General features: G+C 72.1%; 19 protein-coding genes and 1 pseudogene. 10 read left to right on the top strand and 10 right to left on the bottom strand.

Annotated elements, in window-relative coordinates; all coding sequences use genetic code 11:
• Positions 1 to 494 precede the first annotated feature (494 nt).
• Entirely contained in the window at positions 495 to 1,133 is a 639-nt protein-coding gene (locus tag PZB77_RS10600; protein WP_275492325.1) for a hypothetical protein, read from the top strand.
• Between the two features lie 36 nt (positions 1,134 to 1,169).
• Here PZB77_RS10600 and PZB77_RS10595 read toward each other — a convergent pair whose 3' ends face one another.
• Complete coding sequence (locus PZB77_RS10595; protein WP_275492324.1) at positions 1,170 to 1,556, bottom strand: DUF192 domain-containing protein; 387 nt, start codon at positions 1,554 to 1,556, stop codon at positions 1,170 to 1,172.
• A 296-nt stretch (positions 1,557 to 1,852) separates the two neighbouring features.
• On the opposite strand from PZB77_RS10595, the gene PZB77_RS10590 reads away from it, so the two are divergent.
• The 7 genes and pseudogenes from PZB77_RS10590 to PZB77_RS10560 form a co-directional block, all read left to right on the top strand.
• Entirely contained in the window at positions 1,853 to 2,752 is a 900-nt protein-coding gene (locus PZB77_RS10590; RefSeq protein WP_275492323.1) for an A24 family peptidase, read from the top strand.
• 51 nt (positions 2,753 to 2,803) lie between these two features.
• Positions 2,804 to 3,694 (top strand): class I SAM-dependent methyltransferase, encoded by an 891-nt coding sequence (locus tag PZB77_RS10585; RefSeq protein ID WP_275492322.1) that lies wholly within the window; start codon positions 2,804 to 2,806, stop codon positions 3,692 to 3,694.
• A 75-nt stretch (positions 3,695 to 3,769) separates the two neighbouring features.
• Positions 3,770 to 4,207 (top strand): hypothetical protein, encoded by a 438-nt coding sequence (locus tag PZB77_RS10580; protein ID WP_275492321.1) that lies wholly within the window; start codon positions 3,770 to 3,772, stop codon positions 4,205 to 4,207.
• 606 nt (positions 4,208 to 4,813) lie between these two features.
• Complete coding sequence (locus PZB77_RS10575; RefSeq protein ID WP_275495999.1) at positions 4,814 to 5,575, top strand: isoprenyl transferase; 762 nt, start codon at positions 4,814 to 4,816, stop codon at positions 5,573 to 5,575.
• 510 nt (positions 5,576 to 6,085) lie between these two features.
• Positions 6,086 to 7,402: a PhoH family protein gene (locus PZB77_RS10570; RefSeq protein ID WP_275492320.1), complete on the top strand. Its 1,317-nt coding sequence runs from the start codon at positions 6,086 to 6,088 to the stop codon at positions 7,400 to 7,402.
• A gap of 414 nt (positions 7,403 to 7,816) precedes the next feature.
• Complete coding sequence (locus tag PZB77_RS10565; protein ID WP_275492319.1) at positions 7,817 to 8,545, top strand: lytic transglycosylase domain-containing protein; 729 nt, start codon at positions 7,817 to 7,819, stop codon at positions 8,543 to 8,545.
• Between the two features lie 360 nt (positions 8,546 to 8,905).
• A pseudogene (locus PZB77_RS10560) lies at positions 8,906 to 10,231 on the top strand (AI-2E family transporter); the annotation flags it as partial.
• 316 nt (positions 10,232 to 10,547) lie between these two features.
• Here PZB77_RS10560 and PZB77_RS10555 read toward each other — a convergent pair.
• Both PZB77_RS10555 and PZB77_RS10550 read right to left on the bottom strand, forming a co-directional pair.
• Positions 10,548 to 11,081, bottom strand: a complete 534-nt coding sequence (locus PZB77_RS10555) for an alkyl hydroperoxide reductase (RefSeq protein WP_275492317.1) — start codon at positions 11,079 to 11,081, stop codon at positions 10,548 to 10,550.
• A gap of 11 nt (positions 11,082 to 11,092) precedes the next feature.
• A complete protein-coding gene (locus tag PZB77_RS10550; RefSeq protein WP_275492316.1) occupies positions 11,093 to 11,647 on the bottom strand; it encodes a peroxiredoxin in 555 nt (184 codons plus the stop codon).
• Between the two features lie 133 nt (positions 11,648 to 11,780).
• Between PZB77_RS10550 and PZB77_RS10545 the strand changes: the two genes are divergently transcribed.
• Positions 11,781 to 12,743, top strand: coding sequence for a hydrogen peroxide-inducible genes activator (locus PZB77_RS10545; protein ID WP_275492315.1), 963 nt, complete (start codon positions 11,781 to 11,783; stop codon positions 12,741 to 12,743).
• A 37-nt stretch (positions 12,744 to 12,780) separates the two neighbouring features.
• Here the strand turns inward: PZB77_RS10545 and PZB77_RS10540 are convergent, their stop codons facing one another.
• The 5 genes from PZB77_RS10540 to PZB77_RS10520 all read right to left on the bottom strand — a co-directional run bounded on the left by PZB77_RS10540 (position 12,781) and on the right by PZB77_RS10520 (position 17,691).
• Positions 12,781 to 15,150, bottom strand: coding sequence for an FtsX-like permease family protein (locus PZB77_RS10540; protein WP_275495998.1), 2,370 nt, complete (start codon positions 15,148 to 15,150; stop codon positions 12,781 to 12,783).
• A gap of 20 nt (positions 15,151 to 15,170) precedes the next feature.
• A complete protein-coding gene (locus PZB77_RS10535; protein ID WP_275495997.1) occupies positions 15,171 to 15,857 on the bottom strand; it encodes an ABC transporter ATP-binding protein in 687 nt (228 codons plus the stop codon).
• Between the two features lie 23 nt (positions 15,858 to 15,880).
• Positions 15,881 to 16,405 (bottom strand): PadR family transcriptional regulator, encoded by a 525-nt coding sequence (locus PZB77_RS10530; protein WP_275492314.1) that lies wholly within the window; start codon positions 16,403 to 16,405, stop codon positions 15,881 to 15,883.
• 102 nt (positions 16,406 to 16,507) lie between these two features.
• On the bottom strand, positions 16,508 to 16,792 hold the full coding sequence (locus PZB77_RS10525) for a hypothetical protein (RefSeq protein ID WP_343299857.1): 285 nt from the start codon (positions 16,790 to 16,792) through the stop codon (positions 16,508 to 16,510).
• Positions 16,789 to 17,691 (bottom strand): SPFH domain-containing protein, encoded by a 903-nt coding sequence (locus PZB77_RS10520; RefSeq protein WP_275495995.1) that lies wholly within the window; start codon positions 17,689 to 17,691, stop codon positions 16,789 to 16,791. Before PZB77_RS10520 ends, PZB77_RS10525 begins: the two co-directional genes overlap by 4 nt.
• Before the next feature lie 409 nt (positions 17,692 to 18,100).
• On the opposite strand from PZB77_RS10520, the gene PZB77_RS10515 reads away from it, so the two are divergent.
• On the top strand, positions 18,101 to 20,335 hold the full coding sequence (locus PZB77_RS10515) for a transglycosylase domain-containing protein (protein ID WP_275492313.1): 2,235 nt from the start codon (positions 18,101 to 18,103) through the stop codon (positions 20,333 to 20,335).
• A gap of 106 nt (positions 20,336 to 20,441) precedes the next feature.
• On the opposite strand, the gene PZB77_RS10510 is transcribed toward PZB77_RS10515, so the two are convergent.
• Complete coding sequence (locus tag PZB77_RS10510; protein ID WP_275492312.1) at positions 20,442 to 22,355, bottom strand: SpoIIE family protein phosphatase; 1,914 nt, start codon at positions 22,353 to 22,355, stop codon at positions 20,442 to 20,444.
• A 428-nt stretch (positions 22,356 to 22,783) separates the two neighbouring features.
• Positions 22,784 to 23,467 carry a DUF402 domain-containing protein gene (locus PZB77_RS10505; RefSeq protein WP_275492311.1) on the bottom strand — a complete coding sequence of 228 codons (684 nt, stop codon included), beginning with the start codon at positions 23,465 to 23,467 and terminating at the stop codon, positions 22,784 to 22,786.
• Between the last annotated feature and the right edge of the window lie 44 nt (positions 23,468 to 23,511).

Raw genomic sequence — 23,511 nt, 5'->3', positions numbered from 1 at the left:
GCAAGGGAGTTCGAGCAGGGCGGTACGTTCACGGGAGGAGCGACGACGGGCGCCGGCGTACCCACATCGCCGCCGGTGTCGCCGCCGTCGCGGATGGTCTCGTCGCTGCCGGTCGCTGTCGCCGTCGACGCGGGCGCGAACGGAGGGCTCGACCGCCCGGCCGACGAGGTGCGGTGCGCAGCGGTTCCGGACCGTACGCGAGGGAAGCGGATACCCGGAGCGGCGGATACCGGAACAGTGGCTAGCAGATAGCAGATAGCAGATAGCAGATAGCGGACAGCGGACAGCAGATCAGCGGGCACCCGGAGCAGGAGAAGGACGGTGGGGCGATGAGGAGACGGTACGAGCGCACGGCAGTGGGCGTCACCGCCGTGGCGTTCTGTCTCGTGGCGGCCGCCTGCGGGCCGCCCGGCCGGGCGGCCGAAGGAATGAGCCCCCATCCGGGCGCCACGGCCGGGACCGCGACTGCCACGGCAACAACCACTCCCCATGCGGTGGCTACCGACTCCCGCGCAGACCCCGACCCGGCCGCGGCCGCCACCCCACCCTCCGAAGCCGCCGCGTTGCCCGGCATCGCGCTGCACGGCGGCGAGTTGCCGGGGTACGACATCGCGTCCCTGCGGTACGAGGAGGTGCGGGGCACCGAGCGGTCCGAGAACCCCGCCTGCGCGCCGCTCGTCGAACTGGTGAACCTGTCCCCCGAACCGCCGCCTGCCGCCACCGTGTTGCGTACCGCGCTCGACGCGTCCCGTACCGGCCAGGACGCCACGACGGTGGTGACGCTGCTGCTGGCCACGTACTCCAGCCACGACGGCGCCGCGTCGCTCCTCCACCGGGTGCGGCAGGCGGTCTCTGCCTGCGCGGACGGTTTCCGGACCCGGGGCGAGGAGGGGCCGTCCGTGTACTCCTCCGTCACCGCGCTCCCGGCCCCGCGCGCGGGTCAAGAGGGTCTCGCCTACCGGCTGATGTTCGCCGCCGGCGGTGTGTCGAGCCCGCTGGTCTTCACCGTCGTACGCGGCGGGGCCACCGTCGTCGTCTTCGCCGCGGCCAACTACCTGGACAACCAGGTCCCGGTCATCCCCACCGCGCTCGTCGCCGCCCAGGCCGCGAAACTTCCGTCCGCCCCCACCTGATCACGAGCCCGGCAACGCCACGGACCACGGCGGAGTTCAGCCACCCGCCGGGTTCTCCCCGTCCCCCGTCCGCACCGCGAGCCGGACGCCCGGTCGCAGCCCCCACGCGTCCATCGCACCGGCCCGGGACTCCACCGCGTGGCGGGCGCGCAGCCGGGGCAGGCCGAGTCGGCCCCGTTCCATCGTGCGCACGGCGAGGACGTTGAACTTCCGGTCCAGGTACGCCACGTCGATGGCGAACCGCATCCGGAAGGTGTGAACGCTCGAACAGGGCGTGAGCAGCAGCGCCCCTTCGATCCCGTCCTCTCCGAGCAGCCCCCGGGTACGAGCCCGGTACGAGGCCGCCACGCGCAGCGGGATCTCCCGCGCCTCGCCGCCCGTGCCCACGGTCAGTGTTCCGTCGCCATCGCGCCATCTGCCCATGGGCACCGACCGTAGCGCTCACCACGGCTCTCCGAGGCGTGGACGGCGAAGGAGGAGCGAAGGGGTGGCGAGGGAGCGGGGAGCACGAACGGCGAGGGAGCGGGGAGCAGGAACGGCGAGGGAGCGGGGAACGGGGAGCAGGAACGGCGAGGGAGCGGGGAGCGGGAATGGCGAGGGAGCGGGAGCAGGAGCGACGAGACGGGAAGGGCGGGGACGGTGAGCCGGGCGTGCCGGCCCACCGTCTGTGGGCCCCTGGGCCCAAGACCCCGGAGGCGCGGGGCGATTAGGGTCGGCACGTGGACGCCCTCTGGATCGCCGCCGTGCCCCTCGCCGCCGCCTGGGGCGCCGCCGCCGGATCGCTGATCCCCCGGGCCGCGTACCGCTTCTCCGTGCAGCCGGAGGAGGAGTGGCGCGACGCGTGCCCCGCCGGACACCCGCTCGCCCGACCCCTTCCGCACCCCGACCCCGCCCACCACGCCCACTCGGGTCCCGGCCCCACTGCCGCCCCCACCCCCACCGCCGCCCCCGGCCCGGTCGCCCGTGCCCGCCCCCGCCGCGGTCGCGGCTGGCTGGGCAGCGCCCGCTGTGCGGCGTGCGCACAGGACGCGGCGTCTGCACAGGACGCGGTGTGTGCACGGGACGCCCCCGCGGCCGCCCCGTACGCACCGCAGGTGCTCGTCGCCGTGGTGAGCGCCGTGGCCTGTGCCGTGCTGGCAGCCGCCACCGGTGCGCGGCCCGAACTCCTCGTCTGGCTGCTCCTCACCCCCGTCGCCGTCCTCCTTGCCGCAGTCGACCACCGGGTCCACCGGCTCCCCGACGCACTGACACTGCCCCTGGCCGGAGCCGCCGTCCTCCTCCTCGGTGCGGCGTCCCTGCTGCCGGGGCCGGGCGGTTCCTGGACCGGGGCGCTCCTCGGCGGGGCGGCGCTGGGCTGCTTCTACCTGGTCCTCTACCTGATCAACCCGAACGGCATGGGCCGGGGCGACGTGAAGCTCGCCCTCTCCCTCGGCGTGGTGCTCGGCTGGTACGGCTGGCCCGTCCTCGTCGCGGGCGGCTTCGCCGGCTTCCTCTACGGCGCGGTGTACGGCTTCGGACTGCTGGTGCTGCGGCGCGCCCACCGCCGTACGGGCATCCCGTTCGGCCCCTTCATGATCGCGGGCGCGCTCACCGGGGTCGTGCTCGGCGCCCTGCGATGACCGCCGCGAAAACGGCTCGCGGACGCCGCGCGGCCCTGCGACCCTGCGGGCATGCCGAAGCAGCCGCCGCAGCCGCCCGCCTCCCCGGACCGCGCCCTCCCCCCGGCCTCCGGGCACACCCCCTCGCCGCCCCTCACCGGCGCCTGCGCCGAACGCTTCGCCGCGCTGGTGGCCGAGGCCGAGGCCGTGCCGGTGGACGGCTGGGACTTCTCCTGGCTGGAAGGGCGGGCCACCGAGCAGCGCCCGTCCTGGGGGTACGCCCGCGCGATGGCCGAGCGGCTCGGCCGCGCCAGGGCCGCGCTCGACATCCAGACCGGCGGGGGAGAGGTACTGGCCTCGGCGCCCACGCTCCCGCCGCTCATGGTCGCCACCGAGTCCTGGCCGCCCAACGTGGCCCGGGCCACCGCCCTGCTCCACCCGCGCGGGGTGGCCGTGGTCGTGGACGGGGACGAGCCGCCGCTGCCGTTCGGGGACGGGGCCTTCGACCTGGTGGTCAGCCGGCACCCCGTCACCACATGGTGGGAGGAGATCGCCCGGGTGCTCGCCCCCGGCGGTACCTACTTCTCCCAGCAGGTGGGTCCCGCGAGCGTCTTCGCCCTGGTCGAGCACTTCCGCGGCCCGCTGCCGCCCTCCGCGTACGCGGCCCGCGACCCCGAGCGCGCCCGCGCCGAGGCCGAGGCGGCGGGGCTCGTGGTCACCGACCTGCGGTCGGAGTCGCTGGAAACCGCGTTCTTCGACATCGGGGCCGTCGTCCACTTCCTCCGCAAGGTCGTCTGGATGGTGCCGGGGTTCACCGTGGACGCCTACCGGCCGCAACTGGAGTCGCTGCACCGCAGGATCGAGGCGGAGGGCCCGTTCACCGCCCGTACGACGCGCTTCCTGGTGGAGGCGCGCAAGCCGACGGACGCCCCCCAGAACGGGCTTCGGGGAGCGGGAAGGTAACCTCCCTCCCCTCGCGCCGTCTTGTGCCGGAGAGTGCGATCCTGGACGGGGTCGTACGGAGAGAGGGAGCGTGTCGTGGGGAGCGAGCAGCCCGGAGGGACGGCCGGCCGACACCGCTCGGGCAGGTCCGACTGGCTCCGGGGCGCGCGGATCATCGGCGTCCACGGCGTCTTCTACCGCCCCGACGGCCGGGCCGGCGGCCCCGAAGCGGTCGAGTTCGTCCTCGCCGACGACCGGTCCGTGCTGATGACCTGCGCCTCCGACCGGACGCTCCGGGTGACCGCGGGCACCTGGCCCCATCTGCCCGAATGGTGCGTACCCGCCGGACTGTGGGCACACGGGCCGCTGCACAGCCTGCCGCCCGCGCCGTACGGGGGAGGCTGGACGGTCACCGGGGCGCGCGAGAGCCGGGACGCCAAGGACGAGGTGCGGGAGTCCGTCATCCACTGCGAGAACGGTGACTTCGTGGTCGTCGCCGGCGACGCACTGGAGATCCGCTTCCACCCGCGCTGAGCGCGCCGCCCCTCCGGCCACGCCGCGCCGCCCCTCCGGCCACGCCGCGCCGCCCCGACGCACCGTCTCCACCGGGCCGGAATGTCCTGTTCCGTGCCCGGAGCGGAGCGCCGCGCATCCGGAGAGTGAGGGTGGAGTGGCGTGGCGGACGAAAACGCTCACGAAGGGTTAGGGTGGGGCTCCCCCCTCGGGCCGGTCCGTATCCCCCCACGGACCGGCCCGAATTTTTATGCCCCGCTCCGCCCGGCCCGCCCCGGCCCCCGCCCGGCCCCCCGCACCCGCCCGGCCCCCGCGCTCTTCGCGGCCCTCGACTCCGGCCCCGTCCCCCGCCCGGCACTCCCCGCAGTCGCCGTGCGACGCGGTGGCACCAGGAGGGGGAGAGCGCTCGCGATTCTCCGATTTTCGAGCAGTTGTGACGGACCGGGTTGGGCCGGTGCCGCCTTCCCGCAGTAATGTGACGGCTCGGGGGAATGCCGGCGCGCGGCGCGGCGCATGTCCGCGCGGGCCGTGCGGACATGACGGCCCTCCCCTCACGGGCGGCCCCCGTGTCCCCGCGACAGGGGCGTCGGGCCTGATGACCCGTGCGGAACCGAGAGGGTGAACTCAGTGAACTTGCGCGACCTGGTGTACGGGCTCTACGCACGCCGGGTGGAAGGCCGGCTCGACCACTCCCAGGTGCCGAAGCACATCGGAGTCATCCTCGACGGCAACCGCCGCTGGGCGAAGGCCTCGGGCGGCTCCGCCGTGCAGGGGCACCAGGCCGGCGCGGACAAGATCTCCGAGCTGCTCGGCTGGTGCAACGAGACCGATGTCGAGGTCGTCACTCTCTGGCTGCTGTCGACGGACAACTTCGACCGCCCCGAGGGCGAGCTGAAGCCGCTCCTCGGCATCATCGAGAACACCGTGAAGAACCTGGCCGCGGACGGCCGGTGGCGGGTCCACCACGTCGGCACCATGGACCTGCTCCCCGCCCGCACCCAGACCGTCCTCAAGGAGGCGGAGCAGGCCACCGCCGACGTCGACGGGATAATCGTGAACGTCGCGGTCGGCTACGGCGGCCGACAGGAGATCGCCGACGCCGTCCGGTCGCTGCTGCTGGACCACGCCGACAAGGGCACCACCTTCGAGGAACTGGCGGACGTCGTCTCCACCGACCTCATCTCCGAGCACCTCTACACCCGGGGCCAGCCCGACCCCGACCTCGTGATCCGTACCAGCGGCGAGCAGCGGCTCTCCGGTTTCATGCTGTGGCAGAGCGCGCACTCCGAGTACTACTTCTGCGAGGTCTTCTGGCCGGCCTTCCGCAAGGTCGACTTCCTGAGGGCCCTGCGCGACTACGCCGCCCGCCACCGTCGCTACGGCGCCTGAGCCACCGCGCCGGAGTCCTCGGCGCCCGTCGAGGACCACCGCCCCGTCGAGGACCACCGCCCCGTCGCACGGGGCCACCGCTCCCGCCCCGCGCACGCACGTCACGTACTCCCCTCTTATGCGCATACGCCCACGGGGGTGTCCCCGCCGGCCGGGGGCACCCTCCCGGCCGGCTCACCGGAGGTCTGCCGGCGGTTGCCACGTGTCCACCTGGACGCCTCCGTACCGTGGCGCAACCCGTGGCATGGCTTCGGGCGTTCGAGGGCATACCCCTGACAGGTCGACGTCCGGTCGGTAACCAGGCGGACGTCGCGTCACGTGGACGGCCCTTCGGACCGTCCACCCGGGAGGCCCTTTGCACACGAAGGACCGTACGCACCGTACGTCCGACGCGGAGGGCCGGCGTTCGGCCCTCGTATGCGGGTCCGAACCCGGTCCGTCCTCTTCCTCCGGGAAGTTCCGCGACGCCCGTCGCACTCCCCGACCTCGTCCGAGGGGGTACGTCCTTCCGTGGTGACCAGCTCAAAGCGCCGCATGCCCGACAGGCGCACGTATGTTCTCGACACCAGCGTCCTGCTGGCCGACCCCAACGCCATGGCGCGTTTCGACGAGCACGAAGTCGTGCTGCCGATCGTCGTCGTCACGGAACTGGAGGCCAAACGGCACCATCCGGAGCTCGGTTACTTCGCCCGGCAGGCCCTGCGCCTGCTCGACGACTTCCGTGTCCGGTACGGCAGGCTCGACGCGCCGATCCCCCTCGGGGACCTGGGCGGCACCCTCCGTGTCGAACTCAACCACTCCGACCCCGGCGTTCTGCCCGCCGGTTACCGGCTGGGGGACAACGACTCACGGATCCTCGCGGTGGCCCGCAACCTCCAGGCGGAGGGGTACGACGTCACGGTCGTCTCCAAGGACCTTCCGCTGCGCATCAAGGCGTCGTCGGTCGGACTGCTCGCCGAGGAGTACCGCGCCGAGCTCGCGATCACCGACTCCGGGCACACCGGCATGGCCGAACTGCCGCTCTCCGGCGAACAGGTGGACCTGCTCTTCGCGGAGGAGACGCTGTACGTCCCCGAGGCCGCCGAACTCCCGGTCCACACCGGCCTGGTGCTCCAGTCCGAGCGGGGCAAGGCGCTCGGCCGGGTCACGGCCCAGGGCAACGTCCGCCTGGTGCGCGGGGACCGGGAGGCGTTCGGCATCCACGGCCGCAGCGCCGAGCAGCGGATCGCGCTCGATCTGCTGCTCGACCCGGAGGTCGGCATCGTGTCGCTCGGCGGCCGGGCCGGCACCGGCAAGTCCGCGCTGGCGCTCTGCGCCGGCCTGGAAGCCGTCCTGGAGCGCCGCCAGCACCAGAAGGTGATGGTCTTCCGGCCGTTGTACGCGGTCGGCGGCCAGGAGCTGGGCTACCTCCCGGGCAGCGAGGCCGAGAAGATGAGCCCCTGGGCGCAGGCCGTCTTCGACACGCTCTCGGCGGTGGCCGGGCGGGAGGTGATCGAGGAGGTGTTGGGGCGCGGGATGCTGGAGGTCCTGCCGCTCACCCACATCCGGGGCCGCTCGCTGCACGACGCGTTCGTGATCGTCGACGAGGCGCAGTCTCTCGAACGCAACGTCCTGCTGACCGTTCTGTCCCGTATCGGGGCGAACTCACGTGTAGTGCTCACGCATGACGTGGCCCAGCGGGACAACCTCCGGGTCGGCCGGTACGACGGAGTGGTCGCCGTGGTCGAGAAGTTGAAGGGCCATCCGCTCTTCGCCCATGTGACCCTCACCCGCTCCGAACGATCACAGATCGCCGCACTGGTGACCGAAATGCTCGAAGAAGGATAAGAACGCGACGGATTCAGCAATCTGTCCCGCATGTCCCTGAAGCCGCCCGGCGAGCGAAGCAGCTTAGCCGGGCGGCTTCATGCCGCGCCGTCATTTCCGTCAAACGGGTGGCATAAGCAGCGTGTGAGCTTTCCCACGCAACAGGGAATTGCTTCTCGGCGTCCCTCTCCGGCAGAGTCTTGCTTCCGTCAGGCCCCGCATACGGAAACCAGGTGCCTTCCGAGGCGCTCAGCACCACACAACTCAACAACCGATCTCCGTATGCCGCCCGCGAGCACCACGTGGCACTTCCGTGAAGGAAGCTGCCCACCGGGCCCGTGCCTCCCGTGACCCAAGCAGTAGGGAGGCCAGTGTCAGAGGGGCACGATCGCGCCCGCGAGGTCACCTAAGCGGGCGATGCTGGAAGGACACCGTGTGAGCCGGATCTCGGTCCGGGGGTTCGCAGTGGCATCAGCCACCGCGGTCACCACCGTTGGCGCCGTCGTAGGCGTTGCTTCGGGCAGCACTCCCGCTGTCGACGACAACAACTTCGAGGCGACCGCAGCCGACACCACGCTGCTCGCAGACATCCCCGTGGGCCACCAGGCCCAGGTCCAGACCGCTTCGCTGACGCAGCAGGCCGATGCCCAGGCATCCGCCGCCAACGCCGCCGCGAAGAAGTCGGCCGAGGAGTCGGCCCGCCTGCAGGCCGCCAAGGACGCCAAGGTCAAGAAGCAGGCGGCCGAGAACCAGGCGGAGCGCGAGAGGGAAGCGAAGGAAGCCAAGGAAGCGCAGGAGGCCAAGGACGCCGAGCAGCGCGCCAGCCGGTCGGCCGTGCGCGACGCCACGTCGTTCGCAGCCCAGGGTTCCTACTCCGTCGCCGAGGTCCAGGCGATGGCGCGGCAGATGATCCCCGCCGACCAGTTCCAGTGCTTCAGCAACATCGTGAACCACGAGTCGACCTGGAACTACCGCGCGGTCAACGCCTCCTCCGGCGCGTACGGTCTGGTCCAGGCGCTCCCCGGCTCCAAGATGTCCTCCGCGGGCGCCGACTGGCAGACCAACCCGGCCACCCAGATCAAGTGGGGCCTCAGCTACATGAACGCCAGCTACGGCAGCCCTTGCGGCGCCTGGTCCTTCTGGCAGTCCAACCACTGGTACTAGGCCGTCTTTCGAACCCTTGCCGCCGGACGGGCGGCGCCCGGCACGGCACCTCACGGCATGGTCGGACTGCCCCTGTACATCCCGTACACGGGCAATCCTCCGCCGTGCGGTGCACCGCACCGGACACCGCCCGCCGATCCGACGCGCATGGTCGCAAACGGCCTTGGCCCCCGGTACCAGGCGGCATCCGGCGCACCACCTCCGGACCGCCCGGTCCCTGCGCACGGTCCTTCCGATGCCCCGCACCGTCCCGACGGTGCGGGGCATCGTGCGTGGCGCGACGAGTCGCCCATGTACGGTCGCATTCCGGCCGTTCGGGGGTAGATGGTCGGTGTCACCCATGGGGGAGAGGGACCACGCATGTCGAAACTGCCCGGTTGGCTCGGTCGCGTCGGGGCCGAACTGACGGACCTCGCCGTCCGCCTGGACGAACGTCGGGAGCGAGCCGACGGCGAGGAGGCGGAGCCCGGGTATGCCGGGACACGCCGTCGCCCCACCGCGACGAGCGGCGACGCCGAGGTGGCGCAGGTTCCCGCGCCGCCCGCGTACGCCCCCGCCGTCGCGCCCCGGCCCGATCCGGTGGCCTCGATCCCCTGGGGGATGCGGGTCGCCGCCGAGGCCGGGTGGCGGCTGCTGGTGCTCGCGGGCACGCTCTGGATCCTGATGCGCGTCATCAGCGCCGTCCAGCTCGTCGTGCTCGCCTTCGTGGCCGCCCTGCTCGTCACCGCGCTGCTCCAGCCGACCGTGGTGCGCCTGCGCCGGTACGGGCTGCCGCGCGGCCTGGCCACCGCCGTCACCGCCGTACTGGGCTTCGTCATCATGGGGCTGGTCGGCTGGTTCGTCGTCTGGCAGGTGATGGACAACCTCGACACCCTCTCCGACAAGGTCCGCGACGGCATCGACGAGTTGAAGCGCTGGCTGCTCGACAGCCCCTTCCACGTCACCGAGTCGCAGATCAACGACATCGCGAAGAACCTCAGCGACACGATCGGCACCAACACCGAGGAGATCACCTCCGCCGGCCTCCAGGGCGTCACGGTGATGGTCGAGTTCCTCACCGGGATGCTCCTCGCGATGTTCTCGACGCTCTTCCTGCTCTACGACGGCAAGCGGATCTGGGAGTGGTCCCTCAAGCTGGTCCCCGCCCAGGCCCGTCCGGGGGTCGCCGGTGCCGGGCCGCGCGCCTGGCGCACGCTCACCGCCTACGTGCGGGGCACCGTGATCGTCGCGATGATCGACGCCATCTTCATCGGGCTCGGGATCTGGTTCCTCGACGTGCCGATGGCGGTGCCGCTCGCCGTCTTCATCTTCCTCTTCGCCTTCATCCCGCTGGTCGGCGCCGTGGTGTCCGGGGCGCTGGCGGTCGTCGTCGCGCTCGTCACCGAGGGTGTGTTCACCGCCCTCATGGTGCTGATCGTGGTGCTGGCCGTGCAGCAGATCGAGGGGCACATCCTCCAGCCGTTCATCCTCGGCCGGGCGGTGCGGGTCCATCCGCTCGCCGTGGTGCTCTCCGTGGCCGCCGGCGGGATGGTCGCGGGCATCGGCGGCGCGGTCGTCGCCGTCCCGCTGGTGGCCGTGACGAACACGGTGGTCGGCTACCTACGGGCCTACAGCAGGCAGGAGGTCCAGCGGCACTCCCCGCAGCCGCACGGCGCCTCCGCGCTCCACGTGGCCCCGACCCCCGCTCCGGGCACCCCGCCCGAGGACCGGTACGACGAGTCCTGTCCGGGAGACGGGCGCGAGGAGGACCCGGCCGCGACGGAGCCGTCCCTCGCGGAGCCGTCCGGCGCGGAGAAGACCCTCACGGAGCCGTCCGTCCCGGAGAAGCCCGACGTGCCGGCCGGGGGAAGCGACGAGGCCGCACATCCGGCACCCCTACGCGGTCCCGAGGACGGCCCGGACCGCCCCTGAGGGGTCGGCCGGCCCCCGGCGCGGACGAGAAGAAGGGCCCTGCGGACGGTCGGTCGTCCGCAGGGCCCTTCTCGTACAAGGTACCGCTGTCCTATTCGGCGAGCACGGCCTCGGCTTCGAGGGTGACGCCGACGGCCTGGATCACCGAGGCGATCTTCACGGCTTCCTGAATGGTCTCACGGTCCACGCCGGCCTTGCGGAGCACCTGCTCGTGGGAGTCGAGGCACTGGCCGCAGCCGTTGATCGCGGAGACGGCGAGCGACCACAGCTCGAAGTCGACCTTCTCCACGCCCGGCTTGCCGATGACGTTCATCCGCAGACCCGCGCGGAGGTTGCCGTACTCCGGGTCCGACAGCAGGTGCCGGGTCCGGTAGAAGACGTTGTTCATCGCCATGATGGCGGCGGCCGACTTCGCGGCGGTGTACGCCTCCGCGGAGAGGTTGGCCTTCGCCTCCGGCTCCAGCTCGCGCAGGACCCGGGGCGAACGCGAGGCGATCGCACAGGCGAGCACGGTGCCCCAGAGCTGCTGCTGCGGCAGGTCGCTGTTGCCGATGACCGAGCCGAGGTTCAGCTTCAGGTCCTTGGCGAAGTCCGGTACGGCGGACTTGAGTTCGTCGAGTGCCATGGTGGGTCCGTTCACTCGCCCGAGAGGAGGGCGACCGGGTCGAGGGTGGTCTCGCCCTTGGTCCAGTTGCACGGGCAGAGCTCGTCGGTCTGCAGGGCGTCGAGGACCCGCAGGACCTCCTTGGGGTTACGGCCCACGGAACCGGCGGTCACCATCGTGAACTGGATCTCGTTGTTCTGGTCGACGATGAAGACGGCGCGCTGCGCGAAGCCGTCCTCGCCCTCGATGCCGAGCGCGCGCATGAGCTCGTGCTTCGAGTCGGCCATCATCGGGAAGGGCAGGTCGGTCAGGTCCGGGTGGTCCTTGCGCCAGGCGTGGTGCACGAACTCGGAGTCGCCGGAGAAGCCGAGGATCTGGGCGTCGCGGTCGGCGAACTCGTCGTTCAGCTTGCCGAAGGCGGCGATCTCGGTCGGGCACACGAAGGTGAAGTCCTTGGGCCACGCGAAGACGATCTTCCACTGACCCTCGTAGGTCTTGTGGTTGATCTGCTCGAACTCCTTGCCGCTTTCCAGCGACACGCAGGCGGTCAGGTCGAACTCGGGGAACTTGTCACCGACAGTGAGCACGCGATCTCCTTGCAGGTCAGGAACTCCCCTTTTGAGGGCCTTCCTGGAGGGTTGGACGAGATCCACCTTGGCACAGAGTGCATTGATCGCGGAAATAGCTACACTCGGTTCCGATGATCGGAGGTACCTATCAGTGGCGCAGACAACCCAGGCCAACAGGACCAAACAGCCCAGCCTCTCGCAGCTGCGCGCCTTCGTGGCGGTCGCGGAACACCTGCACTTCCGGGACGCGGCGGCGTCCATCGGCATGAGCCAGCCCGCACTCTCCGGGGCGGTGTCCGCGCTGGAGGAGTCGCTCGGGGTCCAGCTCATCGAGCGTACGACGCGCAAGGTGCTGCTCTCGACGGCGGGCGAACGCCTCGCGGTCCGCGCGAGAACCGTCCTGGACGCGGTCGGCGCGCTCGTCGAGGAGGCCGAGGCGGTCCGGGCGCCCTTCACCGGGACCCTGCGGCTCGGGGTGATCCCGACCGTCGCCCCCTACCTGCTGCCGACCGTGCTGCGCCTGGTCCACGACCGCTACCCCGCGCTCGACCTCCAGGTCCACGAGGAACAGACCTCCTCGCTGCTGGAGGGGCTCTCGGCCGGACGGCTCGACCTGCTGCTGCTCGCCGTGCCGCTCGGCCATCCCGGCGTGACCGAGCTGCCGCTCTTCGACGAGGACTTCGTCCTGGTGACCGAGGAGTCGCACCCCCTCGGCGGCCGGACGGACCTCCCCCGCGACGAGCTGCGCGACCTGCCGCTGCTGCTGCTCGACGAGGGCCACTGCCTGCGCGACCAGGCGCTGGACATCTGCCGGGAGGCCGGGCGTACGGACGGGGCGCCGGTGACGACGACCGCCGCAGGCCTCTCCACCCTGGTGCAGCTCGTCGCCGGGGGCCTCGGTGTCACCCTCCTGCCGCGCACCGCCGTGATCGTGGAGACCGGCCGCAACCCGGCCCTGGCCACCGCCCGCTTCAGCGCACCCGCCCCCTCGCGCCGGGTCGCGCTCGCGATGCGGACCGGGACGGCCCGCCACGAGGAGTTCGGCCAGTTCGCCGCCGCGCTGCGCGAGGCGATGGCCGCGCTGCCGGTACGCGTGACGGCCGCCGGGGAGTGAACCCCGGCGGCCGCCGCCCCGTGGTACCGCCGGCCGGCTACTCGGTGCGCAGCCCGGCCGGCCGCATCAGGCGCCAGAGGGCGGGCAGCGAGAGCAGCGTCACCAGCAGGACCACGCCGGCACCCGCTCCCGCCATCGGCAGGAAGAGCCACCAGTCGGAGACCTGGTTGCCCGTCATCCGGGCCAGCGTCCAGCCCAGTACGAGTCCGCCGGCGACCGCGACCGCCAGCCCCACGGCGACCGGTATCGTCGTCTGCCACAGCACCGACCAGCCGAGCGTCGAGCGCCGGGTCCCGAAGGCCACCAGAGCCGCCAGCAGGCGTCGTCGCTCACGCAGTTGCTCCAGCTGCTGCACCAGCATCGAGGCGGCGATCAGCAGCATGGTGGCGGTCCCGCCGACCTTGACGGCCGTCTGGATGCTCGCGTACCGCCCGTCCCGCTCGGTGGAGTTGAGGGCGACGACCCGCATGGCAGGGTCCAGCCGGGCCGCCGTGTTCCGTACGTACTCCGAGACGTCCGGCACGCTCTCGTCGACCCTCACCTGGGCGACCACGGTCGCGCCCGGCAGCGAGGCCGGATCGATCGCCCCGGGGGTTGCGAGGATGCCCGTGGTCTCCACGCCGTGCGGGTCGAAGCGGCTGGTGACGGTCCGCGCCCCGACCGGCAGGGTCCAGTAGACCGTTTCGACGACCTCCGCCCCCGCGCTGTCGGTACTGATCCTTACCTGCTCCCCCTTGCGCGCCGACTCGTCGATCCAGTCGGACATCTCCTGGTCGTGGGCGGGATGGGCGACGAAGGTGTCACCGTCCGCGCAGGAGCCTGTCCTGGCCAGCTCCCGCAGCGTCGCGCAGTCGCCGACCGTGATCGTGGTGGTGGGCGCGAGCTCGTCCTCGGAGTAGGTGCCCGGTTTCGTGGCGTACACCTCCACCGTGCCGATCACCTGCTCCACCCCCTCGGTCGCGCCGAGCGCCTCGATGGTGCGGGCGGCGCCGTCGCCCAGGACGTTCTCCGACACCATGAAGAACTGGGCCCGGCTCGGGTCCTGGCCGGTCATCCTGGTGAATTCGGCGTTCATCGAGGCGAACAGCATCTGGAGCGCCACCGCGCCCGCCACCGCCACGGTGATCCCGCTGACCGTCCGCGCGGCCGTCCCGGCGCTCAGCTGGAGACGGCGGCCGGCGAGCTGCCAGGGCACCGGGCCCCCGTGCAGCCGGCTCACGCACGCCTCCACCGCCCACGGCAGCAACAGCGCCAGCCCCAGCAGCACGAGCACGGCACCGGCGACGATGGGAGACGGCTCCGCCGTCCGGTCGTCGCCCGTCCGGCCGTACACGGCCAGGATCGCCAGTCCGGCCAGCGGCACCGGCAGCCGCCACCAGATCCGCCGCTTCCGTCCGCGCCCCTCGCGGACGACGCCCAGCGGCTCCACCACCACGGACCGCATGGCGACGAGGGTCACCAGCACCGCGCAGACGGGTACCGCGCACAGGATCACAGCGACCAGAGGCGTCGACGGCGCCAGGTCGGCGGGGAAGACGCTCTGCTCCCAGACCGAGAGCGAACCGACGAACGGACGCCCCGCGAGGAAGAGAGCGGCTCCCGCGGAGAGTCCGAGGAGCGCACCGAAGAGTGCCTCCCCGGCGGCGATCCAGCGGACCGAACCGACGTCCGCGCCCACCAGGCGCAGCGCGGCGAGCCGGCGGTCCCGTCGGTCCCCGCCGAACCGCACGGCGGTGGCGATGAAGATGGCCACCGGCATCAGCAGCACCACACCGACCATCGCGCTGAGCACGACGAGCAGCGGGGCGAGCGGCGGGACGGGCAGCCCGTGCCCGTAACCGGTCAGGCGGTGGCCGCCGTTGTCCGCGGTGAGGGTGTCACTGCCCAGGTAGAACAGCAGTTCGCCGGGGGAGACCAGTCCCGCGTCGGTGATCGTGCCCTCGGTGACGTAGGGCAGGCGTTGCCTGAGCAGGCGCGCCCCCGGCGACGCCAGCATCTCGGCCAGGGCGGGCGAGACGTACATCCGGCCCGCGGCCGGCATCCGCGGCAGACCCGGCGGCAGCACCGGGTGCGCCCCGTCCGCGCGCATCATCACGCCCTGCACGGCACGGTTGTGGAATTCGGTGTCGATCTGCTTGGTGAGGACCGTGCGGTCCGTCTTCTCGTTCCGCTCGGGGGCGAAGGACACGCTGCTCTCGGACCGGGCGTCGCTGCGGTGGCCCCGAGCCTCCAGCAGGTGCGGGACGGCGGAGGCGACGAGCAGCAGAGCCACCCCGATGCCCACCCCGACGGAGGTGAGCAGGGTGCGTGTCCACCCCTCGCGGCCGCCCGCCGCGGCGAAGCGGACACCGAGTCCGAGATCCCGCAGCAGGGCCGGGGTGCGGGTGCGGGAGAGGGGACCGGGCACGCCCGGGTCGTCGGACCGGGTCACCGGGCGTACTCCAGATCGGTGGCCCGGCCGTCGCGGACGGTGACGTCCCGGTCCGAGTACGCGGCGACCCGCGCCTCGTGGGTCACCAGTACCACGGCGGTGCCGGTGGACCGGGCGGCCTCGGTGAGCAGTTCCATGACCCGCTCGCCGTTGAGGGAGTCCAGTGCGCCGGTCGGCTCGTCCGCGAAGATCACCTTCGGGGAGGAGGCGAGGGCCCGGGCCACGGCGACCCGCTGGCCCTGACCGCCCGAGACCTCACCGGGACGCTTGGCGGCCACCCCGTCGACCTCCAGCCGCTCCATCCAGTGCAGCGCGGTCCGTTCGGCGGCCTTGCGGCGGACCCCGCCCAGCCGCAGCGGGAGCGCCACGTTCTCCACGCAGGTCAGCTCGGGCACCAGCTGGCCGAACTGGAAGACGAAGCCGAACTCGGTCCGGCGCAGGGCGCTGCGCTCCGCGTCGGACATCGCGGAGAGTTCGCGGCCCGCGAAGACGACCGAGCCGGCGTCGGGCGTGACGATCCCGGCGAGGCAGTGCAGCAGGGTGGACTTGCCGGAGCCGGAGGGGCCCATCACGGCGACGACCTCGCCGCGGTGGACGGAGAACGACGCGCCGTCGAGCGCGGGCGTCGCGCCGTACGTCTTGTGCAGGTCGCGGGCAACGAGCAGAGGACCGGAGGGGTCCAGGGGAGTTGTGGTGCCCATGGAACTCATGGGGCGACCACCTCGGTGAGCTTGTCGAGCCGGGCGGCGGTCAGTTCCAGCCACCGCAGGTCGGCCTCCAGGTGGAAGAGCGCGTGGTCGCAGATCAGCTGGTCGGCGAGGTCGCCGCCGCGCTTCCGCTCCGTCAGCGCCCGCATCATCCGCAGGTGTTCGGAGCGCTGGGTGTCCAGGACCTCCGCGGCGCCCCGGCCGGTCAGGATCGCCAGCACCACCTTGGTGTACAGCGTCGACTGGAGGTAGGGCTCCGGCTTCTCCGGCTGGGCGAGCCAGTCGGAGACGTCCGTGATCCCGGCGTCCGTGATGGCGTAGCGCTTGCGTTCGGGACCTCCGTCGCTCTCCACGCCGTCCACTTCGACGAGCCCGTTCCGCAGCAGCCGGGACATGGTCGAGTAGACCTGCCCGTAGTGCAGCGGGCGGTCGTGGCCGAACTTCTCGTCGAAGGTGCGCTTCAGGTCGTAACCGTGGCGGGGGCCGGACTCGAGGAGCCCGAGCAGGGTGTGGCCGATAGACATGCGGAGCACTGTACACGCCGTGTATACCTGCGGTGTATAGCTGGCCGGGAAGCGGCGGCGGGACGCCTGCCTCCGGCCGCCGGAGCAGGTACCCCGCCGTGCTCACTCCGCCGCACCCGCCTCCGGCCCTGGCTGCTCCGGCCCCGGCTGCTCCGGCCCCGGCTCCGGACGCTTCGGAGGGCGCCCCCGGCGGGCGGCGGGCCCGGCCGCACCCGGCAGCCGGCCCGCCTCCGCCAGTGCCCGCCGCAGCAGGAACTCGATCTGCGCGTTGGCGCTGCGCAGCTCGTCGGAGGCCCAGCGCGCCAACGCGTCGTGCACGGCGGGATCGAGCCGCAGCAGCATCTGCTTGCGCTGCCGCGGCCCGCGCCCGGAGGTCTCCTCGGTCACTGGTAGAGCGTGCCCGTGTTCAGGACCGGCTGCGCCGCACGGTCGCCGCAGAGCACCACCATCAGGTTGCTGACCATGGCGGCCTTCCGCTCGGAGTCGAGCTCCACGATGCCCTGTTCGGCGATGCGGGTGAGCGCCATCTCCACCATGCCGACCGCGCCCTCCACGATCTGCTGGCGGGCCGCGACGACCGCCCCCGCCTGCTGGCGCTGGAGCATCGCCGAGGCGATCTCGGGGGCGTACGCGAGGTGGCTGAAGCGCGACTCGATGATCCGCACGCCCGCCGCCCGCACCCGGGCCGTGAGTTCGACGGCGAGCTTCTCGGTGATCTCCTCGGCGTTGCCGCGCAGCGAGAGGCCCTCCTCCTCGTGGGCGTCGTACGGGTACTCGATCGCGATGTGCCGGACGGCGGCCTCGGTCTGGGTGGCGACGAACTCCAGGAAGTCGTCGACCTCGAAGAGAGCCTGCGCGGTGTCCTCGACCTTCCAGACGACGATCGCGGCCAGCTCGATCGGGTTGCCGTAGGCGTCGTTGACCTTGAGCACCGCGGTCTCGTGGTTGCGGACCCGGGTGGAGATCTTCCGGCTGCTGGTGAGCGGGTTGACCCAGCGCAGCCCGTCGTCGCGGATGGTGCCGACGTACCGGCCGAAGAGCTGGATGACCCGGGCCTCGCCGGGGGCGACCATCTTCACCCCGCTCATGCAGAAGAAGGACGTGATGACGAGCAGGATGCCGACGATCACCAGCGCCGCGCCGGCGCCGTCGTTGCCGCCCGAACCGAGGACGCCGCCGACGACGATCACACCGACGCCGATGAGGACGCCGACCACGGTGAGCAGCAGGCCGAGGCCGCCCGGGATGGAGTGCGCGGGCGTCTCCCGGACCTCCGGGGCCGGCATCCGCGGGGTGTCGACGGGCAGGTCGGTGGTGGGTCCGGGCGTGAGGGGGGCCGTCCGCGGGTCGCGGTTCCGGTCGTCGTGGCGTTCGCCGGGCAGTTCAGGCATGGGGTCCCCCGATGTCGTGGGGCGCCCTGCGGACACAGGTGCGCCGTGTGCTCTCATGGTGATATCACATTTATTGTTTTCGCAACCGTGGAGGCGTCCGGGGAGTCGGTTCCTTGTGAGGCCAGTGCTGATTCTCACGTCCGGAAAAGGCCGGATCGCTTGTCTTTTGTCCGGCCCTACGGTGTTAGCTGTCTTGGCTGGACAGAGCTGACCGCAGAAGTGACGGCAGGGCTCACGGCGGGAGCCGACGGCACCGGCGCAGTCGCGGGGGACCGACCGACCGAGAAACAGGAGCGACACAGCGATGGGGCGAGCGGATGAGCGACGTGCCCGCGGCCGGGAGGCGCGGGTCGGCAAGAGGGGTGGCATACGCGGGCTCTTCACCTGGAAGCGGCTCCTGGGCACCTTCTTCGGTCTCTGCCTGCTGGTGATGGGCGCCTTCGCAGTGCTCTACCTGTACGTCCCGGTGCCCGAGGCGAACGCCCAGGCCCAGAAGCAGAGCAACGTCTTCACGTACAGCGACGGCACCGTGCTCGCCCGCACCGGCGAGGTCAACCGGGAGATCGTGGACCTCGCGGAGGTCCCGAAGGCGGTCCAGCACACCTTCGTCGCCGCCGAGAACAAGTCCTTCTACCAGGACAAGGGCGTCGACCTGAAGGGCACCACCCGGGCCCTGCTCAGCACCGTCTCCGGCAAGGGCAAGCAGGGTGGCTCGACCATCACCCAGCAGTACGTGAAGAACTACTACCTCACGCAGGACGCGACGGTCACCCGCAAGCTCAAGGAGCTGGTGATCTCGCTCAAGGTCGACCAGAAGATGAGCAAGGACGACATCCTCGCCGGATACATCAACACCGCCTACTACGGTCGCGGTGCCAGCGGCATCCAGGCAGCCGCCCAGGCGTACTACGGCGTGGACGCCTCCAAGCTCGACGTCTCCCAGGGCGCCTACCTCGCCGCGACCCTCCAGGCCCCCAGCCAGTACGACTGGGCCACCGCGACCCCGACCGGCAAGCGCCTGGTCAAGGACCGCTGGGCCTACACCCTGGACAACATGGTCGAGAAGGGCTGGCTCAGCAGCGCCGACCGCCAGGGGCTGGAGTTCCCCGTCCCGAAGGCACCCAAGCCGGCTCCCGGTATGGAGGGCCAGACCTACTACCTCGTCGAAGCGGCCAAGGACGAGCTCAACAAGCAGGGCGTCACCGACGAGCAGCTCGACGCGGGCGGCTGGACCATCACGCTCAACATCGACAAGAAGCGCCAGAAGCAGCTGGAGAAGTCGGTCGACGACCAGCTGGAGTCGAAGCTCGACCGGAAGAACAACAAGGTCGACGCGACCGTCCAGGCGGGCGCCACCTCGGTCGACCCGAAGACCGGCGCGGTCGTCGCCCTCTACGGCGGGGTCGGCCTCCCCGACCACTACATCTCCAACGCCACCCGCAGCGACTACCAGCCCGCCTCCACCTTCAAGCCGCTGGTGCTCGCCTCCGCCCTGGAGAACGAGTCCACCACCCAGGACGGCGACCTGATCGGCCTGAACACCACCTACGACGGCACCAGCAAGCGTCCCGTCGTCGGCAGCGACACCCCGTTCAGCCCCGAGAACGAGGACGACCAGGACTACGGCGACATCAGCGTGCAGAAGGCGCTGAACAGCTCGGTCAACTCCGTCTTCGCCCAGATGGTCGTCGACGTCGGCCCGGGAGCCGTGAAGAAGACGGCGCTCGGCCTCGGTCTGCCGGACAAGAACTTCCCCGAGCGCCCCGCGATCACGCTGGGCACCATGAACGCCTCGACGTGGGACATGGCCGGCGCGTACGCCACCCTCGACCACCACGGCAAGAAGGTCACCCCGTTCATCGTGAAGTCGGCGAAGCACCGCGACCGCACGGTCGAGGCCGTGAACGGCGTCGGCAAGCAGGTGATCAGCCGCAAGTCGGCCGACACCGTGACCAAGGCGATGACCGGGGTCGTCGACACCGGATCCGGCCAGGCCGCCAACACCTCCGCGTACGAGGCGGCGGGCAAGACCGGCACCTCCGAGAACAACAAGGCGGCCTGGTTCGCGGCCTACACGCCCGAGCTGACCACCGTCGTGGCGCTCTACGGCGAGGACCCCAAGGAGGGCGGCGGCCAGGTCAGCCTGACCGGCACCGCCAACTCGGGCCGCGCCAACGGTGGTGGCTTCCCCGCCAGGATCTGGGCCGACTACACGCTGGGGGCGCTCAACGGCGGCTCCGACGCCCAGTTCGACCTGGAGGACGTGGAGGCCGGCGAGGTGCCGTACACCCCGCCGCCCACCCCGTCCGCCTCGCCGTCGCCCACGCCGTCGCCGAGCGCCACCACCGCCTCCCCTTCGCCGACGCCCTCCGAGGAACCGACCGAGACCGAGACCCCGACGCCCGACCCGAGCCAGTCGACCTCGGCCGAGCCCAGCGAGTCGCCCTCCGAGGAGTACGACCCCGGGGAGGACGACGGCGGCGGCGACGACGAGCAGCCGGGCGAACGGCCGGGCAGCGACGGCCTCCTCGGCGGCTGAGCCGCAGGACGACGGCCGGGACCGCCGACCACGGCCGAAGGGCGGTACCGGAGACGATCCGGTACCGCCCTTCGGCCGTGGAGCCGCCCGGTGCGCGGGCCGCGTCCTACTGTCCCCGGGTCTCCATCTCGAACCAGACCACCTTGCCCGAGGAGAGCCGGGTCGCCCCCCACCGCCGGGTCAGCCGGTTCACCAGGAACAGGCCGCGGCCGTTCTCGTCGGTGTCCCTGGCGCGGCGCTGTCGCGGCAGCTGCGGCGAGTCGTCGCCGACCTCGCAGCGCAGGATGTCGGTCCGCAGCAGCCGCAGTGTCACCGGCCGTTCGGCGTACCGGACGGCGTTGGTGACCACCTCGCTGACCAGCAGCTCCACCTCGTCCGAGAGGTGCTCCATCTCCCAGCGCGCCATCGCCCCGCGGGCCAACTTGCGGGCCCTGCCCGGAGCCGAGTCCTCCGGCTCCAGGGACCAGTACGCGACGTCGTTCGGCGCGATCCCGTCGAAGCGGGCCGCGAGCAGCGCGATGTCGTCGTCCCGGTCGCCCGGGCCGAGCATGTCGAGCACGTCGTCGCAGAGCGCCTCCAGCGGGGGCGCGTGGTCCGGGCCGGTGATCCGGGCGGTCGCGGCGAGCCGCTCCCGCAGCTGCTCGATCCCGGTCCACACGTCCCGCAGCCGCGACTCCACCAGGCCGTCGGTGTAGAGGAGCAGCGTGCCGCCGGCGGGCGCGTCCAGCTCGACCGCCTCGAAGTCGACCCCGCCGACGCCGATCGGCGCGTTGGGCGGCACGTCGAGCACCTCGGCACGGCCGCCCAGGTGCAGCAGCACGGGCGGCGGATGGCCGGCGTTGGCCACGGTGATCCGGTGCGCGACCGGGTCGTACACCGCGTACATGCAGGTCGCCATGCGGTTCTCGCCGAGCCGCTGGGCCTGCTCGTCGAGGTGGTGCAGGACCTCCTGGGGCGGCAGGTCGAGACTGGCGAGCGTCTGCGCGGTGGTGCGCAGCTGTCCCATGATCGCGGCCGAGGTCATCGAGTGGCCCATCACGTCGCCGACGACCAGCGCGACCCGGCTGCCGGGCAGGGGGATCGCGTCGTACCAGTCGCCGCCGACCCGGGCCGTCTCGGCGGCCGGGAGGTAGCGGGAGGCGAGCCGCACCCCGGTGGGCTGCGGCAGGGAGTCCGGCAGCATGGTGCGCTGGAGCTCGTCCGCGATGTACGCCTCGCGCCCGTAGAGGACGGCCTTGTCGATGCCGAGCGCGGTGTGGGTCGCGAGTTGCGCCGCGACCAGCAGGTCGTTCGCCTCGAAGGGGACGCGTCCGGAGGTGCGCACGAAGACGGCCGAGCCGATGACCCGCCGCCGCCCGCGCAGCGGAGCCAGGATCACCCGGTGACCGGTGGGCGCGGGCCGTCCGGGGCCGAGCAGTTCGGGCAGTGCCGCCCGGGCCGCCGCGTTGTCGCCGAAGACCGGACGTACGCCGCGCAGCACCTCGCCGAGCGCGCCGCCGGTGAGGACCTCGCAGAGCTCCGCGACGGGCAGGAGGTCGGCCTGCGGGTCGATCACCGGCGGCCTGAGCCGTTCGGGATCGTGCAGGGCGTCGGCGTCCCCCTCGCCGAGGCGCAGCCGGTCGCTGCGGCGCAGTCGCAGCACGAACGGCTCCACCGGGCGCTCGTCGCCCACCGGCAGCGGATCGCGCAGGTAGATGAGGATCTCGTCGCAGAAGGTCGGCACGCTGGCGCGGCAGAGGCCGAGCACGATCTCGTCGAGGTCGATGCCCCGGGCGATCCGGCGGGTGGCCGCGCCGACGAACCGCAGCCGGTCGCCCTCCCGCCGCGCCGCCGCCTGGGGATCGGGCGTGACCGCGACGGCGGGGGCGGCGCCGGGAGCTCTGGGTGCTCCGGCCGGACCGGGGATGGCCGCGGGCGCGGCGGTGGCCGGCGCGGCGTCCTGCTGCCGGGGCCGGGTGCGTTCCTGCGGCCGGGCGGCGAGGGGCCGGCGGCCTTCGTGGGAGGTGGGATGCTCCGTCACGCGTGGGGTTCCGTCCGTCCGGGCCGGTTGTATGAGGCAGTCACCTCGTGGGGCGACACTCTGCCCCGGTGAGAGCGGTGGGAACAACGGCGCTCACCCGCGGCCGTCGCGCGCGGGGCCGAAACCGTGCGCACGCCTGGCCGGGTGCTGACAACGTTTTCGACGTCGGGTGCGCCGACGACGCGGATGCCGGCCGCGAGGGCCGTGACGGTCCGTCCACCCGCTGGTGCGAGCACCACGCCTCCACCCCCTCGTCGTGGCTTCCGCGACCGTGCGGTCCGCCCGGGCGGTGGCCCGGGCGGGTGGGACGGCGTGTGCGGAGTCGCCTGTGACATGCGATCAGATCCGGTGACCGGTACGCGGGTTGTCGCGCACGGTCCCTCAGGAGGCTGATCCTACGGTCGCCCCCCAAGGGTTCATCAAGGGTCTCACGACGGCATCCGCGCGGGGGTGCGGTCCCAGTCATCCGGCAGTGCCGGTACGGGCCAGGCCGGATCGGGCCGCCAGTGCTCCCAGCCGTCCCGGAACGGCGCCCCCCACGCCTCGATCACCGAGACCGCCGCCAGCCCGGCCCGGCGCACCCGGGCGGCCGTGGAGCGGTCCAGCAGGCCGACCCGCTGGGCCTGCGCGAACTCGTCCTCGTCGAGCCACTTCCAGCTCCGGTCGGGGCTCACCGAGATGTCCAGGAAGTGGTCCTCCGAATCGACGCCGGAACTCCAACGAGTGAGTGGCTCTTCGAAGTTGACGTAGAAGTTGCGGAAGACCCAGCCGCGGTCCCAGAAGAGCCAGACCGACCAGGGCTCCCCGGGCCGCGCCAGCTTCAGCACACCCATCCCCCACCAGGTGTACCGGTCCGTGGTGCGCGGCACCGTGTAGCGGGTGGCGAGGGGCTCCGCGTGCACCTGCGTGCCGTTCTCCAGCACCGGCCGCACACACTCCGTGCCCGGGGCCATCCACACGGCGAGGAGGTCCTCGGTGTCCTGCACGACCGTGACCGGACGGCAGATGCGCAGCGGCGGCGGGGCGGATCCGCGACGGCTGCCCTGGTCCCGGTAGCGCCAGAGGATCTGGTCCCCGGGCACCCAGCGTGTGTGCTCTCCCGTACCTGCCATGAAGAGATCTTACGGACGACGCCGCGCGGGCGCTGCGATACGGA

The organism is Streptomyces sp. AM 2-1-1 (assembly GCF_029167645.1).
GTDB lineage: Bacteria > Actinomycetota > Actinomycetes > Streptomycetales > Streptomycetaceae > Streptomyces.
This window is presented reverse-complemented; position numbering and strand designations above follow the sequence as displayed.

Bases quoted from the DNA above. Each gene is read 5' to 3' on its own strand.
- PZB77_RS10595 (WP_275492324.1), bottom strand. From the start codon at position 1,556: ATGGGCAGATGGCGCGATGGCGACGGAACACTGACCGTGGGCACGGGC.
- PZB77_RS10585 (WP_275492322.1), top strand. From the start codon at position 2,804: ATGCCGAAGCAGCCGCCGCAGCCGCCCGCCTCCCCGGACCGCGCCCTC.
- PZB77_RS10555 (WP_275492317.1), bottom strand. From the start codon at position 11,081: ATGGCACTCGACGAACTCAAGTCCGCCGTACCGGACTTCGCCAAGGAC.
- PZB77_RS10530 (WP_275492314.1), bottom strand. From the start codon at position 16,405: ATGTCTATCGGCCACACCCTGCTCGGGCTCCTCGAGTCCGGCCCCCGC.
- PZB77_RS10520 (WP_275495995.1), bottom strand. From the start codon at position 17,691: ATGCCGGCCCCGGAGGTCCGGGAGACGCCCGCGCACTCCATCCCGGGC.
- PZB77_RS10515 (WP_275492313.1), top strand. From the start codon at position 18,101: ATGGGGCGAGCGGATGAGCGACGTGCCCGCGGCCGGGAGGCGCGGGTC.
- PZB77_RS10505 (WP_275492311.1), bottom strand. From the start codon at position 23,467: ATGGCAGGTACGGGAGAGCACACACGCTGGGTGCCCGGGGACCAGATC.